Source organism: Pseudomonas frigoris (genome assembly GCF_047758635.1).
Lineage (GTDB): Bacteria > Pseudomonadota > Gammaproteobacteria > Pseudomonadales > Pseudomonadaceae > Aquipseudomonas > Aquipseudomonas frigoris.
Genome location: NZ_CP180479.1, coordinates 6,384,185 through 6,399,758 on the forward strand (window position 1 = coordinate 6,384,185; position 15,574 = coordinate 6,399,758).

Annotated in this window: 12 protein-coding genes; 5 read left to right on the forward strand and 7 right to left on the reverse strand. The window is 59.7% G+C overall.

The features are described from left to right. Positions 1 to 128 precede the first annotated feature (128 nt). The 4 genes from ACMXYH_RS29530 to ACMXYH_RS29545 all read right to left on the reverse strand — a co-directional run bounded on the left by ACMXYH_RS29530 (position 129) and on the right by ACMXYH_RS29545 (position 5,834). Complete coding sequence (locus ACMXYH_RS29530; RefSeq protein ID WP_056741315.1) at positions 129 to 1,172, reverse strand: ABC transporter substrate-binding protein; 1,044 nt, start codon at positions 1,170 to 1,172, stop codon at positions 129 to 131. A 50-nt stretch (positions 1,173 to 1,222) separates the two neighbouring features. Continuing rightward, positions 1,223 to 2,347: an ABC transporter ATP-binding protein gene (locus ACMXYH_RS29535; protein ID WP_129440716.1), complete on the reverse strand. Its 1,125-nt coding sequence runs from the start codon at positions 2,345 to 2,347 to the stop codon at positions 1,223 to 1,225. Between the two features lie 344 nt (positions 2,348 to 2,691). Continuing rightward, entirely contained in the window at positions 2,692 to 3,345 is a 654-nt protein-coding gene (locus ACMXYH_RS29540) for a response regulator (RefSeq protein ID WP_178082239.1), read from the reverse strand. Positions 3,346 to 3,437: 92 nt separating this feature from the next. Then, on the reverse strand, positions 3,438 to 5,834 hold the full coding sequence (locus ACMXYH_RS29545; protein WP_415765732.1) for a PAS domain-containing sensor histidine kinase: 2,397 nt from the start codon (positions 5,832 to 5,834) through the stop codon (positions 3,438 to 3,440). 73 nt (positions 5,835 to 5,907) lie between these two features. On the opposite strand from ACMXYH_RS29545, the gene ACMXYH_RS29550 reads away from it, so the two are divergent. Then, positions 5,908 to 6,897 (forward strand): alpha/beta hydrolase family protein, encoded by a 990-nt coding sequence (locus ACMXYH_RS29550; RefSeq protein WP_415765733.1) that lies wholly within the window; start codon positions 5,908 to 5,910, stop codon positions 6,895 to 6,897. A gap of 97 nt (positions 6,898 to 6,994) precedes the next feature. Here the strand turns inward: ACMXYH_RS29550 and ACMXYH_RS29555 are convergent, their stop codons facing one another. The 3 genes from ACMXYH_RS29555 to ACMXYH_RS29565 are packed head-to-tail and all read right to left on the reverse strand — an operon-like array spanning position 6,995 to position 9,451. Beyond that, positions 6,995 to 7,762 carry a TerB family tellurite resistance protein gene (locus ACMXYH_RS29555; RefSeq protein ID WP_134420438.1) on the reverse strand — a complete coding sequence of 256 codons (768 nt, stop codon included), beginning with the start codon at positions 7,760 to 7,762 and terminating at the stop codon, positions 6,995 to 6,997. A 1-nt stretch (position 7,763) separates the two neighbouring features. After that, positions 7,764 to 8,435, reverse strand: coding sequence for an N-acetylmuramate alpha-1-phosphate uridylyltransferase MurU (gene murU, locus ACMXYH_RS29560; protein WP_046045378.1), 672 nt, complete (start codon positions 8,433 to 8,435; stop codon positions 7,764 to 7,766). Beyond that, positions 8,432 to 9,451 (reverse strand): aminoglycoside phosphotransferase family protein, encoded by a 1,020-nt coding sequence (locus tag ACMXYH_RS29565; RefSeq protein ID WP_415765734.1) that lies wholly within the window; start codon positions 9,449 to 9,451, stop codon positions 8,432 to 8,434. Before ACMXYH_RS29565 ends, murU begins: the two co-directional genes overlap by 4 nt. A gap of 130 nt (positions 9,452 to 9,581) precedes the next feature. On the opposite strand from ACMXYH_RS29565, the gene ACMXYH_RS29570 reads away from it, so the two are divergent. From ACMXYH_RS29570 to rsmA, 4 genes are read left to right on the forward strand one after another with little or no spacing between them, the layout of a single operon-like run. Next, complete coding sequence (locus ACMXYH_RS29570) at positions 9,582 to 12,407, forward strand: LPS-assembly protein LptD (protein WP_415765736.1); 2,826 nt, start codon at positions 9,582 to 9,584, stop codon at positions 12,405 to 12,407. Next, a complete protein-coding gene (gene surA / locus ACMXYH_RS29575; RefSeq protein ID WP_415765737.1) occupies positions 12,388 to 13,704 on the forward strand; it encodes a peptidylprolyl isomerase SurA in 1,317 nt (438 codons plus the stop codon). Before ACMXYH_RS29570 ends, surA begins: the two co-directional genes overlap by 20 nt. Then, positions 13,701 to 14,690, forward strand: coding sequence for a 4-hydroxythreonine-4-phosphate dehydrogenase PdxA (gene pdxA / locus ACMXYH_RS29580; protein ID WP_415765738.1), 990 nt, complete (start codon positions 13,701 to 13,703; stop codon positions 14,688 to 14,690). The genes surA and pdxA overlap by 4 nt, the downstream gene beginning before the upstream one ends. Beyond that, entirely contained in the window at positions 14,687 to 15,505 is an 819-nt protein-coding gene (gene rsmA / locus ACMXYH_RS29585; RefSeq protein WP_033056215.1) for a 16S rRNA (adenine(1518)-N(6)/adenine(1519)-N(6))-dimethyltransferase RsmA, read from the forward strand. The genes pdxA and rsmA overlap by 4 nt, the downstream gene beginning before the upstream one ends. Positions 15,506 to 15,574: the final 69 nt, after the last annotated feature.

The window sequence follows — 15,574 nt, forward strand, 5'->3', positions numbered from 1 at the left end:
ACAACCTGTGGGAGCGAGCTTGCTCGCGATGGGGGCATTACATTCAACATCAATGTTGACTGACCCACTGCTATCGCGAGCAAGCTCGCTCCCACAAGGATTGCGGTGTTCAAACCACAGGGTATTGCTTACTTCGCAGCCCAGGAATTGAAGCGCTGTTCCAGTTGCTCGCCGTTGTCAGCCCAGAAGCTGACGTCGATCTGCACCTGGTTGGCGATGTTTTCCGGGGTGGTCGGCATGTCTTTGAGGACATCCTTGGCCAGCAACGGTACGGCTTGGGTGTTGGCCGGGCCGTAGGCGATGTTTTCCGAGTAGGTCTTCTGCTGCTGCGGCTGCACCGAGAACGCGATGAATTTCTTCGCCGCTTCAGCACGTGCTTTATCCAAACCTTTTGGAATGGCCCATGCGTCAAAGTCGTAGATACCGCCGTTCCACACGACTTTCAGGTTGCTTTCTTTCTGCACGGCAGCGATCCGGCCGTTGTAGGCCGAGCTCATAACCACGTCACCGGAAGCGAGATACTGCGGCGGCTGTGCGCCGGCTTCCCACCACTGGATGCTTGGTTTCAGCTCATCAAGCTTCTTGAACGCACGGTCCTGACCATCCTTGCCGGCCAGTACTTTGTAGACGTCTTTCGGCGCAACGCCGTCGGCCATCAGAGCGAATTCCAGGGTGTACTTGGCGCCTTTACGCAGGCCACGTTTGCCCGGGAATTTCTTGGTGTCCCAGAAATCCACCCAACTGGTCGGTGCGGAAGCCAGTTTGTCGGCGTTGTAGGCCAGCACGGTCGACCACACGAAGAAGCCCACGCCGCATGGCTGAATGGCGCCTTTGACGTAGTCTTCGGACTTGCCGAACAACTTCGGATCAAGCTGCTCGAACATGTCTTCGTCGCAACCACGGGACAGTTCTGGCGATTCAACTTCTACCAGGTCCCAGGACACGCTTTTGGTGTCGACCATGGCTTTGACCTTGGCCATCTCGCCGTTGTACTCGCCCGCCACGATCTTGCCGTTACCTGCCGCTTCCCACGGTGCGTAGAAGGCTTTGACCTGCGCCGCCTTGTTCGCCCCGCCAAAGGACACCACGGTCAGGTCCGGGCCCGCCGCCATTGCGTGTGCCGCGCCGATCATGCCCATGACCAAAGCGGTGAATTTCAGGGATCTCAACATTTATTGTTCTCTCCACGTGCAGGGTTGGTGTTGTTGAAGCAGGGGGGCGATCAATGCGCCTCTAGAAGTGGGTCGAGCGCGCGAACGTGTTCGACCTGCCAGCCAAGCGGTACCACGTCGCCGACGGCCAGCGCGGGATCGAGCTCGGCAATCGGTTGTTTCACAAAAAAATCGGTCTTGCCGCAGACTTCCAGGCGAACCCGGACGTGGTCGCCCAGATAGATGAATTCCGCCACCCGCCCGGAGAAGCGGTTGACGCAGGACTCGCTGGAGCCGTTGAGGCTGACGCGTTCCGGGCGAATCGACAGCGTGACGGGTTCGCCGGTCTTGCCGACGTTGACCGCCAGCGCTTCAACCTTTTCACCACGACCGAGTTCGACGATGCAGCGGTCGCCGGTCTGGCTGTGCAAGCGGCCATTGAGGCGATTGTTCTCGCCAATGAAGTTGGCGACGAAGGTGTTTTTCGGCTCTTCGTACAAAGTGCGCGGCGGCGCGATCTGCTGAATCTCGCCCTGGTGGAACACGGCAACGCGGTCGGACATGGTCAGGGCTTCGCCCTGGTCGTGGGTCACGTAGACTACGGTCACGCCGAGGCGCTGGTGCAGGTGCTTGATTTCCATCTGCATGTGTTCACGCAGTTGTTTGTCGAGTGCACCGAGGGGCTCGTCCATCAGCACCAGTTGAGGTTCGAACACCAAGGCGCGGGCCAGGGCCACACGCTGCTGCTGACCGCCGGACAGTTGTGCCGGATAACGCTGGGCGAAGGTGTCGAGCTGAACCATGCTCAGGACTTTTTTGACCTTGTCGCTGACATCGCTCTTGTTCAGGCCGCGCACGGTCAGCGGGAATGCCAGGTTCTCGGCGACCGTCATGTGCGGGAACAACGCGTAGTTCTGGAACACCATACCGATGTCGCGTTTATGTGGCGGCACGTTGTTGATGGAACGCCCGGCCAGCTGGATTTCGCCAGCGGTCGGCGTTTCGAAACCGGCGAGCATCATCAGGCTGGTGGTCTTGCCGGAGCCGGAGGGCCCGAGCAAAGTGAGGAATTCGCCTTTGCGAATATCCAGGTTGAGGTCTTTGACGATCAGGTTCTCGCCGTCGTAGCTTTTTTGCACTCCACGAAAGCTGACCAGAATGTCATTGGCCCCTGCGCTTGAATCGACCTGGCTCATACCCACACCTTTGTTGTTGATGACTGCTGTGGACTAAGCCTAGTGGACGCTGCCGACCACGCAAATCGGGGCGCAGGAGAGAATGGCCTCAGCGGGATGGAAGGTTGGGGGTAGGGGTTGCCCTACAAGGATGGCGGGATTTGATCGGGGCAGTGGCGAGCTTGAAGCTGCAAGCCGCAAGAACGGGCAAAAGCGGCTTTAAAGGTATGTCGCAAATGGATACGTGGACGCGGTCATGTAGGAGCTGCCGAAGGCTGCGATCTTTTGGCGCCCTCACTATCGCTGTAGATCACGATCAAAAGATCGCAGCCTTCGGCAGCTCCTACACGGGATCGCGTGCAGCATCAGAGCAGTTTGTGCTCCATGGCGTACTTCACCAGTTCCGCCAGGGAGGTGATGTTGAGTTTCTGCATCAGCCGCGCCTTGTGGGTGCTGATGGTTTTGCTGCTCAAGGCCAGTTGCTGGGCAATGTCGTTGACGTTGGCGCCCTGGGCCAGGCGTTCGAATACCGAGAATTCGCGCTCGGACAGCAACGAGTGCAACGGCCGCGAATCGGTCAGGCCGACTTCAAAGACCATGCGGTCGGCCAGGTCCGGGTCGATGTAGCGCCCGCCCGCCGCGACCTTGCGGATCGCCGTCAGCAGCAGCGCCGGATCGCTATCCTTCGTCGCATAACCCGCGGCGCCGACCTTCAACGCACGGGCGGCCATTTGCGCTTCGTCGTGCATCGACAACACCAGAATCGCCGGCGGATTGTTCAGCGCACGAATCCTTGGAATCGCCTCCAGACCGTTAACCCCGGGCATGGAGATGTCCAGCAAGACCACTTCGCAGGGAACATGGCGCAAGGTCTCGAGCAACTGCTCGCCATTGCTCGCCTCCCCTACCACCAGCAAATCCTTGGCCAGGCCGATCAATTGCTTGATGCCTTCGCGGACGATGGTGTGGTCTTCGGCTACCAGTACACGGATCACGTTCTTCTCCAGATTCAAGATCATTCGAGAGCAAGCCCGCTCCCACATTTGGAATGCGTTCCCCCTGTGGGAGCGGGCTTGCTCGCGAAGACGTCAGCACAGACACCACAAATGCTTCAGGCTTCATCCAGCGGCACTCGCACGCTCAGGGTCGTGCCTTCACCTGGTTCACTCTCAAGCGACAACTGCCCGCCCATGATCAACACTCGCTCGCGCATGCCGACCACCCCGAAGGATGTTGACCTACCGGTGGCGGGGACAAATCCTACGCCATCATCGCTGACGGTCAGACACAACTCGTCGCCTTCCAGCGCCAATGTCAGTTCGACAGTATGCGCCTGGGCATGGCGCATGACATTGGTCAGCGCTTCCTGAAGGATCCGGAACAGGCCAATCGCCTTGGCATCACTGAGCACCGGCAGATTCTCCGGCACCTGCACCAGACACGGAATCTGCGTGCGCGCCTCGAATCGGCGGGCCTGCCACTCGATGGCCGAGGCAATCCCGGCGTCGAGAATCGGCGGCCGCAGCGCCGTGGCGACATCGCGAACCAGTTGGAACAGCTGAGCGATCAAGCGCTTCATGCTGTTCAAACGTTCGTTCAGACCGGGGTCGAGCTGCGCGTAGGCCAGTTCGCACATGGAAGTTTCCAGCTTCAGCACGGTGAGCATCTGACCCAGTTCGTCGTGAACTTCCCGGGCGATGCGGGCCTTTTCCTCTTCCCGCACGCTCTCCAGGTGCGCGGACAACTCACGCAGCTGCTCGCGAGAGCTGGCCAGTTCCAGTTCGATGCGTTTGCTTTCGCTGATGTCCCAGACGATCCCGTCCCAGACATAGGCGCCGTCTTCGAGTCGGCGGGTGATGGCTTTGATTTCGGCCCAGCGCTGTTCGCCGGATCGGGTGAGAATCCGTCCCTGCCACGACCAGTCACTGTCGGTATCCAGCGCATGGTCCTGGGTTTGGTGATAACTGGCCTTGTCGTCCGGGTGCACCAGGCTGCGCAGGCCTTTGTCGCGATGGGCCAGGGTGACCGGTGAGTAACCCACCAGGCTCTCGCTGCCTTCACTGATGTAGGCAAAGTCGATCTGCCCCGTCACCGGCGCCCGCTCTAGACGAAAGACCAGTCCTGGAACGTTGGCGGCGATCCCTTGCAGACGCGCCTCGCTTTCCTGCAACGCGGCCAATGCACGACGGCGCTCGGTGACGTCGTTGAGGTAAACCACCAGGTATTCGCCATCGCGAAACCGCAAAAAGCTCAGCGAAACATCCACCGGCAGATTGCTGCCATCCGCCCGTACGCAGTTGGTTTCGAAACTTTGCGGACCTTCCTCGCTGGCCCGGGCGCGTTTCCACAGGTTCAGCCAGCGGTCCATGTGCAAGCCGGGTTCGAAGTCGATCAGCGGCCGATCAATGATCCCGCCCGCCGGATAACCCAGCATGGTTTCGGCCGCGCGATTGGCGTAGCGCACATGGCTGTCCCAGTTGACCCAAAGGATGCCGACGGTGCTCTGGTCGATGGAAAACTGCGTGAGGCGCAAGGCTTCTTCGCTGGCGGCACGCAGGGCAATGTCCTCGCGCGCTGCCCGCAAACGATGCTCAAGACTGTGCTGCTGCCGACGCTGCCAGAACACGATGGCCATGCTGCTCAGCATCAGCACCGCCAACAACAGACTGAGGTTTTGCCAGAACCCAGGGGACTCGGTCAGGCGCGGGTATTTGGGTTGCAGCCATTGGTTGTGCAGCTGCTCCAGGTCCTTGGCCGGGATCGCCCGCAAGGCGCTTTCGACGATGCCGGCCAGCTCCGGCCAGTCCCGGCGTGTGGCCACCCGCAACAGTTGCGGCAGACCGATATCACCGACCACCACCAGCCCGGCGAACTCAGGTTCGGCGGACAAACGCCCCAGCTGCGCTTCGTCGACCACGGCGTAACTGGCCTGCTGACTCAGTAACAGTTGCAGTGCTTGGCGCTCGATCGGTACGCCTTGAAGGTTCAGGTGCGGGTAATTGCTGCGCAGGTAATCGGCGGTGGCGCCGGGCATGCGCACGGCGACGCGGGTCTGGCTGTCGAGTTTTTCCAGCTCTACCACGCCGGTGCTTTTCTGGTCACTGACCACCAGTTGCGGCACCCGCATATACGGGTCGGAAAACTGCCAGAGCCGCAGGCCACCGGGGGTTTGGGTCAGCCCCGGAGCGATGTCGATTTCACCCTCGCGCGCTGCGTCTTCCAGCTGCGCCAGGTCGGGAAAGTTGCGCCAGCTCAGCTCGACTTTGAGCGCCTTGGCCAGCCACTTCATCAGCTCGATATTGACCCCGGACAAACGCTGCAAGCGGCGATCGTATTGGGCGTAGGGCACTTGCAACACCAGCCCCACACGCAATTCGCCATGTTGCGCCAGCCATTGCTGCTGGCCTGCGGACAATTGCGCGACGTGCACTGGTGGCGCGGGAGCCGCCCAGCCCATCAAGGGAAACCACAAACAGCCGATAACCCACAGGCAGCAAAAACGCATCATCGAAGTCTCACACACTGACAAATACTGACCAACCCATTAGGCTGCCGGAATAACTTCTGGCCTGGAATATCCGATGCCCCCTGTCTACCGCCTGGCACTGCCAGCATTGTGCCTGTCGCTGATCCTGCCTTGCGCCTTTTCTGTCGAGGCTGCCACCCCGGTACCTGCCACTACGGAAACACCCGCCGAAGAAAAACCGGTCGAGCGCCAGCCGCTGCTTGAGCGTAGTCAGGAAGAAGCGTCTGCACTTGAGCGACAAATTCCTGCTCAGGAACAGCAGCAACTGCAAGCGGGCAGCGACACGTTTCTGGCCTTGTGGAAACCGGCCAATACCGCCGAACCCAAAGGCGCGGTGATTATCATCCCGGGCGCCGGCGAAACTGTTGACTGGCCGCAAGCAATAGGTCCATTGCGACGCAAATTGCCGGACGCCGAGTGGAGCAGCCTGAGTATCACCTTGCCGGACCTGCAAAGCGATGCCATTGCGCCGCGTATCGCAGAAGTGGCACCCACACCAAAAGCCCCGGACACCGGCAGCAAAGACTCCACCACCGCAGCGCCCATCGAACAAGCGGCGGGCGGTGAAGCGGAGGTGGCGGACAAAGCGATCACCGAAACCACCGAGGAACAGGCCAAAGCCGACGCTGAACGAATCTTCGCCCGCATCGACGCCGCCATTGCCTACGCCGAACAGCAAAGCGCTCGCCGCATTGTCGTGCTGGGGCATGGGACTGGCGCTTACTGGGCCGCGCGCTACCTGAGCGAGAAGCAGCCCTCGCAGGTGGAGAAGTTTGTGATGGTCGCCGCTCAGATGCCGGTGAAAGCCAAACCAGAGCTGGTCGAACTGACACCGACCCTGAAGCTGCCCACCGCAGACATCTTCTATATGGACAAGCCGCTGGATCGCAACCTGGCGCTGGAACGCTTGCAAGCCAGCAAACGGTTGAAGACTTCGGGGTTCAGTCAGGTCTCGCTCAAGGCTCTGCCGGGTAATTCCAAGGCTGAGCAAGAGCAACTGTTCCGTCGGGTGCGGGGCTGGTTGAACCCACAGAACGCGAATTAAGCAAAAGCAAAAGATCGCAGCCTGCGGCAGCTCCTACACCGGGTTATGCGTACACCTGGAGCTGCCGCAGGCTGCGATCTTTTGATCTTCCGGGCCACTACCGAAAATCCCGCCGCTCGCGAATCAATGTGTAGGCGCTATGCAGTTCGCGAGTCTTGTCAGTGGCTTCGCGCACCTGCAGCGCCGTCGCACCGCTGCCGGCAATCTTGTCCGGGTGATGGCGACTCAGCAGGCGTCGGTAGGCGTGCTTGATCTGCGCCGGCTCGGTGGTCGCCGAAACGCCCAAAAGCCGCAGAGCATCTTGATAGGTCAGCGCGCTGCTGGCCTGTGCAAACTTGTGCTGCTCGTAATCAGCCGCCAGAGCCTGCACCTGTTGTGACGTCCAGCCCAGCCATTTACCCCACTGCCTGATCAGCGCTCGTTCTGCACTGCCGGCGCGGCCATCAGCCCAGATCATCCGCCAACAGGCGCGCAAGACGCCTTCGGCGGCATGGGGTTGATGACTCAAGCGGCGCAGGTAACCGCGCAACCGTTCATCTCCCGACTTGCCGCGATTAAACGCGGCAATTGCCCGGCGCTGGGCCGACTCGGTCATGTCCAGCGAGCGCATTTCCTGACGGGCCTGCTGGATGTGGCCTTCCACCACCCGTCCATCGCTCTTGGCCAGCCGTCCCAACAACACAAACAGCAGTTCATCATTGCGCAGCACCGAGCGGCCACCGAGCTTTTCTCGCAAATGCGCCCAGCTCTGTAAGTGCAAGTGCCGGTCCAGCGCCTGCCCCAACAAGGCGCCAAGCATGGCCCCCGGAATGCTGGCGATGAAAAAGCCCGCCCCGGCTCCAATCAGAGTCCCTGGCCACAGCATGTCAGCGTCTCGCTTCTAACAGAGTTTCGACTTCAGCCAGACGCTCGTGAGTGCCGACATCCACCCAATGTCCATTCAAGTGCTCGCCGGTGACGTGCCCATCGGCCATGGCTTTGCGCAGCAGCGGTGCAAGCTTGAAGGCGCCGGCGGAGCAACCGTCGAACAGCTGCGGGTGCAGGACCGCGATGCCGCTGTAGGTCAGGGTTGCAGTGTCCGGTTGACCGTCGCGTACTTGTCCGTCGATCAGACTGAAATCGCCGGTCGGGTGATGGGCAGGGTTGTCCGCCAACACCAAATGCGCCAGCCCGGTGATGGGTTGGTGCAATACGCTGAAGTCGTAGTCGGTCCAGATGTCACCGTTGACCACCATAAAGGCCTCGTCACCCAGCAACGGCAGCGCGCGGAAAATCCCGCCTCCGGTTTCCAGCGGCTCACCTTCCGGCGAGTACTGAATACGTACGCCGTATTGCGAGCCATCACCCAGGTAGTTTTCGATCAGTTGGCCGAGCCAGGCATGGTTGATCACCACCTCGGTAAACCCCGCCACCGCCAAGGCTTTCAAGTGATACTCGATCAACGGTATACCGCCCGCGCGAACCAGCGGTTTCGGCGTGGTCAAGGTCAGCGGGCGCATGCGCTCGCCTTTGCCTGCAGCCAGAATCATTGCCTTCATGCATTCGCTCCAGCACGCAGACTCAACAGCAACACATCCAGCTCGGCCAGTTCAGGACGGCGGGCGATCACGGCGTCTATATAAGCAAAGAAGCGTGGCACATCGCCGAGATAGCGCGGCTTGCCGTCGCGGTGGCAGATGCGGGCAAAGATGCCGATCACTTTCAGGTGCCGCTGCACGCCCATCAGGTCACTGGCACGCAGGAAATCTTCGAAGTCGGGCTGAACCGGGATCCCGAGATCGCCCGCTTGCTGCCAGTAAGCTTCCAGCCAGCCGCGCACACGCTCCTCGGGCCAGCTGAGGAACGCATCCTTGAACAGGCAGGTCACGTCGTAGGTCACGGGACCATAGACGGCGTCCTGGAAATCCAGCACACCGGGATTTGGCTCGCTGAGCATCAGGTTGCGCGGCATGTAATCGCGGTGCACCAACACTTTAGGCTGGGCCAGTGCGCTGTCGATCAATAGCTCAGTCACGTTCTGCCAGAGTATTTGCTGCGCCGAGTCGAACTCGATGCCCAACTCGCGCTTCACGTACCACTCAGGGAACAATTCCAGCTCGCGACGCAGCAGCGCCACGTCATAACTTGGCAGCGGTGCAACCATCGGCAACTGCTGAAAAGCCAGCAGCGCTTGCAGGGCATCCTTGAACAAATCGTCGGCATTTTCGCTGTCGATCACGTCCAGGTAAGTCTTGTTGCCCAGGTCATTAAGCAAAAGAAAACCACGTTCGAGGTCTTCGGCATAAATTTTCGGAACATTTATTCCGGATTTCGTCAGCAAAAAAGCGATATCCACGAAGGGTTTACAGTTTTCCTGGGGCGGTGGCGCGTCCATCACGACGAAGCTTCTGCCCTCGCCTTCCCAGCGGAAATAACGTCGAAAACTCGCATCGCTACTGGCCGCGGTCAACGTGGCCGGGGGTACGGCACCCCAACCCTGCTCTGCAAAGAGGGCAGCCAGTTGCTCATCGAGCCAAACTTTCAGGTGTTGCAAACGTACATCTTGGTCAGGCATTGCAAGGGTCTCCGACGGCGCTAGCCGTCAAGCGGGTCATGCTTTATTATCCAGCATCTTTTTCAGACCATCGAGAGGCGTGCGGCCCACACCGCGGGCAGATGGCACGCAGGAAGCCCGGACTAATAAGATGGCATTGAAATCCCCCGCGTTTCGTAAAAAATTTCCGTTGTTGGTTACCGGCAGTCTGCTGGCCCTGCAACCTCTAGCCACTTCGTTCGTGGTCGCCGCGGAACAGTATGACTGCTCAGTCTCTGCTTCGGGTGCCTGGAACTGTGCGCCAAAATCTCCAGCAGCTGCGCTGCCACCTCGCCCCGTCCATGACGGCAGTGCGGCGGTAAGCACGAGCGGCGAGACTCCGGCTGACAGCGGTGCCAGTCAAGACACCGGCGCCAAGCCTGTGCTGGTGACCGAATCCAAGGGCCGCGGCCTGAAGTCGCGTAGCGAAGACTACAGTCACCTCGATTGGGTTCCGCGCGAGAAGCTCACTGCAGCGCAATTGGCCGAAACCGGTCCTTACTGCTCTGGTTCCTATATCGAACCGATTCGTCCTGGCATGAATGACAAGACGAATAAAAGTGACACTCCGACCTTTCTTGGCGCCAAAGCCTCTCGCTATAAGCAGGATGAGCAGGTCGCGACCCTGGCGGGTGACGTGGTCATGCGTCAGGGCAGCATGCAGGTCGAAGCCGACGAAGCGAACCTCTACCAGGCCGAGAGCCGTGGCGAACTGAGCGGCAACGTCCGTGTTCGCGACAATGGCGCACTGATCGTGGGCGACCACGCCGACGTGCAGCTCGACACTGGTGAAGCCAAGGTCGACAACGCCGAATACGTGATGCATAAATCCCGTATCCGCGGCAATGCGCTGTACGCCAAGCGTGCCGAGAACGCGATCATCCGCCTCAAGGATGGTACGTACACCACGTGCGAACCGAACAGCAACGCCTGGCAGCTCAAGGGCAACAACATCACCTTGAACCCGGCCACCGGTTTCGGTACCGCGACCAACGTGACGCTGCGGGTCAAGGACATTCCGGTCCTGTACACGCCGTACATCTATTTCCCGATCGACGACCGTCGCCAATCCGGCTTCCTGCCGCCGACCATCGGCACCGGCACCGATACCGGCTTCATGCTGGTCACACCGTATTACTTCAACCTGGCACCGAACTACGATGCCACGTTGTACCCGCGCTACATGAGCAAGCACGGGCTGTTGATGGAAGGCGAATTCCGTTACCTGACCCCGTCCAGCGAAGGTCAGTTTGGCGCCGCGTACCTCAACGACGAAGACACTGATCGCAGCAAGCAGACCGACTACCAGAAAAACCGCTACATGTATAACTGGCAGCACAAGGGCGGTCTCGACTCGCGCGTTCTGACACAAGTCGATTACACCAAGCTCAGCGATCCGTATTACTTCCAGGATCTGCAAACCGACCAGATTGGGGTGAAAAGCGCTGACTTCGTGAACCAGCAGGGTTCTGTAACCTATCGTGGCGACAGCTACACCGCTCGCATCAACGCTCAGGCTTACCAGTTGGCGACCGTTTCAAACATCACGCCGTATGACCGCTTGCCGCAAATCACCTTTGATGGTGCGCTGCCGGAGCATCCGGGCGGCCTGGATTTCGCTTACAACACGGAAATCGTGCGGTTTGATCGGGATTTGAAAACCGGCAATTTCACAGATGAAGATGGCGGGCCGCTCAATGCGGATGGCAGCATCGGTACTCCACGGCTTGATACCAACGTTTTCGGCCTGGCCCGGGCCAACGGCAATCGTCTCAACGTAGCTCCGGTTATCAGCTATCCGATGGAAGCGACTTATGGTTTCCTGAAACCGTCGCTCAAATATCAATACACCCAGTACGACCTGGATCTCGATAACAAGGGCAAAGCTGACATCGCCAGCCAAGGCGCTGAAGGCGATCGACTCAACGGCACCTTCGGCAGCAACCAAAGCCGTGGCGTGCCAATCGCCAGCATCGATAGCGGCCTTTACTTCGATCGCAACACGAACTGGTTCGGCAAGAACTATCGCCAGACCCTGGAACCGCGTCTGTACTACCTCTATGTACCTGAGAAAGACCAGACCGACATTCCAGTCTTCGACACCGCCGAATACACCTTCAACTACGCCTCGCTGTTCCGTGACAACCGCTTCTCCGGCTCCGACCGTGTCGGCGACGAGAACAAGCTGTCTCTGGGCGTAACCAACCGCTGGATCGAAGACAATGGCTTCGAACGTCAACGCATCAGCGTCGGCCAGGCCGTGTACTTCAAGGATCGTGAAGTTCAATTGCCGGGTATCGATGCAAAAACCCGTGACGATGCGCAGGCTAATGTCTCGCCCTATGCACTGGAATACGAATACCGCTGGAACCGCGATTGGCGCACCACGGCCGATTACAACTGGGACCCGGACAGCCGCAGCCCTCGCTCGGGCAGCGCGATGTTCCACTACCAGCCTGAAGACAACCCGAACAAGGTCATCAACGCCGGCTATCGCTATCGCAATGACCAGGTCCGTTACGACCAGAACACCGGTAAATGGCAAGTCGGCGGTGGTGACTATGGCACCCCAGGCCAACCTGGCTACGTGAAGGACTACTACAAGATCAAGCAGCACGATTTCTCGGTGATCTGGCCGATCGTGCCGCAATGGAACGCCATCAGCCGCTGGCAGTATGACTACAACCGTAACCGTACCCTGGAAGCTTTCGGTGGTTTCGAGTACGACAACTGCTGCTGGAAACTGCGCCTGATCAACCGTTACTGGGTTTCGTATGACGAGTTCAGTCAGAACGCCCCGCAAAACGAAAAAGGCGACCACGGCGTCTTCCTACAAATCGTTCTGAAAGGTCTCGGCGGCCTCACCGGCGCCAAAGTAGAGAGCTTCCTCGACAAAGGCATCCAAGGTTATCGTGAACGTGAAGACCAAGCTTTCTGATTGTCTGCGCCCGCTAGTGTTGGGCGCGTTGTTCCTGGGTACCGCGGCGAACGCCGCGGTACAGTCCATCGATAAAGTGGTGGCCATTGTCGATAACGACGTGGTCATGCAGAGCCAACTGGACCAACGTGTTCATGAAGTTCAGCAAACCATCGCCAAGCGTGGTTCTGCCGTACCGCCGGCCAACGTGCTGGATCAGCAGGTACTTGAACGTCTGATCGTCGAAAACCTGCAACTGCAGATCGGCGAACGTTCCGGTATCCGCATTACCGACGAAGAACTGAACCAGGCTGTCGGCACCATTGCCCAGCGCAACAACATGTCCGTGGATCAATTCCGCGCCGCCCTGACTCGCGACGGTCTGTCTTATGAAGACGCCCGCGACCAGATTCGCCGCGAGATGGTCATCAGCCGTGTGCGTCAGCGTCGTGTGGCCGAGCGTATCCAGGTTTCCGAACAGGAAGTGAAGAACTTCCTCGCTTCCGACCTTGGCAAAATGCAGCTGTCCGAAGAATTCCGCCTGGCCAACATCCTGATTCCTACGCCGGAAAGCGCCAACTCCGACGCGATTCAGAATGCAGCCAAGCAGGCAGACGCGGTTTACCAGCAGCTCAAGCAAGGCGCTGACTTCGGTCAGTTGGCAATCGCCAAATCCGCCAGCGAAACCGCACTGGAAGGTGGCGACATGGGCTGGCGTAAAGCCGGTCAACTGCCACCTCCGTTCGATCGCATGCTGAGCACCATGGCTGTCGGCGACATTACCCAGCCAATGCGCACACCGGGCGGCTTCATCATCCTGAAGATCCTCGACAAGCGTGGCGGTGAGACCCAGACACGCGATGAAGTGCACGTGCGTCATATCCTGGTCAAGCCGAGCCCGATCCGCGACGAAGCAAAAACCAAGGCGCTGGCTGAGTCGCTCTACACCCGTATCGAAGCGGGCGAAGATTTCGGCGAACTGGCGAAAAGCTTCTCGGAAGATCCGGGTTCCGCCCTCAACGGTGGCGACCTGAACTGGATCGACCCGAATGCATTGGTGCCTGAATTCCGCGAAGTGATGGCCAAGACCCCGCAAGGTCAGCTGTCCAAGCCGTTCCAGACCCAATATGGCTGGCACGTGCTGGAAGTCCTTGGCCGTCGTGCCACTGACAGCACCACCCAGGCCCGCGAGCAGCAAGCAATGACCGTATTGCGTAACCGCAAATATGACGAAGAGCTGCAAACCTGGCTGCGTCAGATCCGTGACGAAGCGTACGTAGAGATCAAACTCCCTGGTGCAGACCAGGCAACGCAGTGAAACCCAAACGTTTCGCGCTGACACCCGGCGAACCGGCCGGCATAGGTCCTGACCTGTGCCTGCTGCTCGCCTCGCAAGCCCAGCCACATCCCCTGATTGCCATTACCAGCCGCGACCTGCTCCTTGAGCGGGCCGTGCAGCTGGGTGTGGTTGTCGATTTGCTGCCGGTCACCCCGGACAACTGGCCGGATGTACCCGCGCCAGCCAACAGCCTGTATGTCTGGGATACACCGCTCAACGCCCAGGTCACTGCCGGGCAACTGGACAAGGCCAACGCGGCTTTCGTTCTGGAAACCCTGATCCGAGCTGGCCAAGGCTGCCTGGACGGGCATTTTGCCGGCATGATCACGGCCCCTGTGCACAAGGGCGTGATCAATGAATCCGGGATCGCCTTTTCCGGGCACACAGAATTTCTCGCCGACCTGACCCATACCGCCCAAGTGGTGATGATGCTCGCCACTCGCGGTTTGCGTGTGGCGCTGGTTACCACTCACCTGCCTCTTCGCGAGATTGCCGATGCGATCACGCCGGAGCGTCTGGAACGGGTCACGCGAATTCTGCACGCGGATCTACAAGAAAAATTCGGCATTGCCCGGCCACGCATCCTCGTATGTGGGCTCAACCCCCATGCCGGCGAAGGCGGACACCTGGGCCATGAAGAAATCGACATCATCGAACCTACATTAGAGCGCCTGCGCGGCGAAGGAATGGACCTTCGTGGCCCCCTGCCCGCCGACACCCTGTTTACCCCCAAGTATCTGGAGCACTGCGATGCAGTGCTGGCGATGTACCACGACCAGGGCCTGCCTGTGCTGAAGTACAAAGGCTTCGGCGCGGCAGTCAACGTGACCCTCGGCTTGCCGATCATCCGCACATCGGTCGACCACGGCACTGCCCTGGACCTGGCCGGCAGCGGCAAAATCGATACCGGCAGCCTGCAAGTCGCCCTGGAAACCGCCTACCAGATGGCCGAGACCCGTTTATGACCGAGCATTACCAACACCGGGCGCGCAAGCGTTTCGGCCAGAACTTCCTGCACGATGCCGGCGTTATCGACCGCATCCTGCGCGCCATCCACGCCAAGCCCGAAGACCGTCTGCTGGAAATCGGCCCTGGCCAGGGTGCGCTGACTCAAGGCCTGCTTAACAGCGGCGCCCAGTTGGACGTGGTGGAATTGGACAAGGATCTGATCCCGATCCTCAACCAGCAATTTGCCAGCAAGAGCAATTTCAACCTGCATCAGGGCGACGCGCTGAAGTTCGACTTCACCAGCCTGAACGCTGCGCCGAACAGCCTGCGGGTGGTCGGCAACCTGCCGTACAACATCTCTACGCCGTTGATTTTTCACCTGCTGCATAACGCCAGTCTGATTCGCGACATGCATTTCATGCTGCAAAAGGAAGTGGTCGAGCGCCTGGCAGCAGGCCCTGGTGGTGGTGACTGGGGTCGCTTGTCGATCATGGTTCAGTATCACTGCCGGGTTGAACATCTGTTCAACGTTGGCCCGGGTGCGTTCAATCCGCCGCCCAAAGTCGATTCCGCTATCGTGCGCCTGGTGCCTCACGCGGTGCTGCCGCACCCGGCCAAGGATCACAAGCTGTTGGAGCGTGTCGTGCGCGAAGCCTTTAACCAGCGCCGCAAGACCCTGCGCAACACCCTCAAGCTGCTGCTGAGCAACGCTGAAATCGAAGCCGCCGGCGTTGATGGCAGCCTGCGCCCCGAACAGCTCGATCTGGCCGCCTTCGTGCGCCTGGCCGACAAGCTCAGCGAACAAGTCCTACAGACGCCCGCCGCCGACTGACAGGCAATGAGCGTTATCGGGTAGGACACCAGCCTTCATGTCTGGTTTACTACCCGATACTTGGCCTAG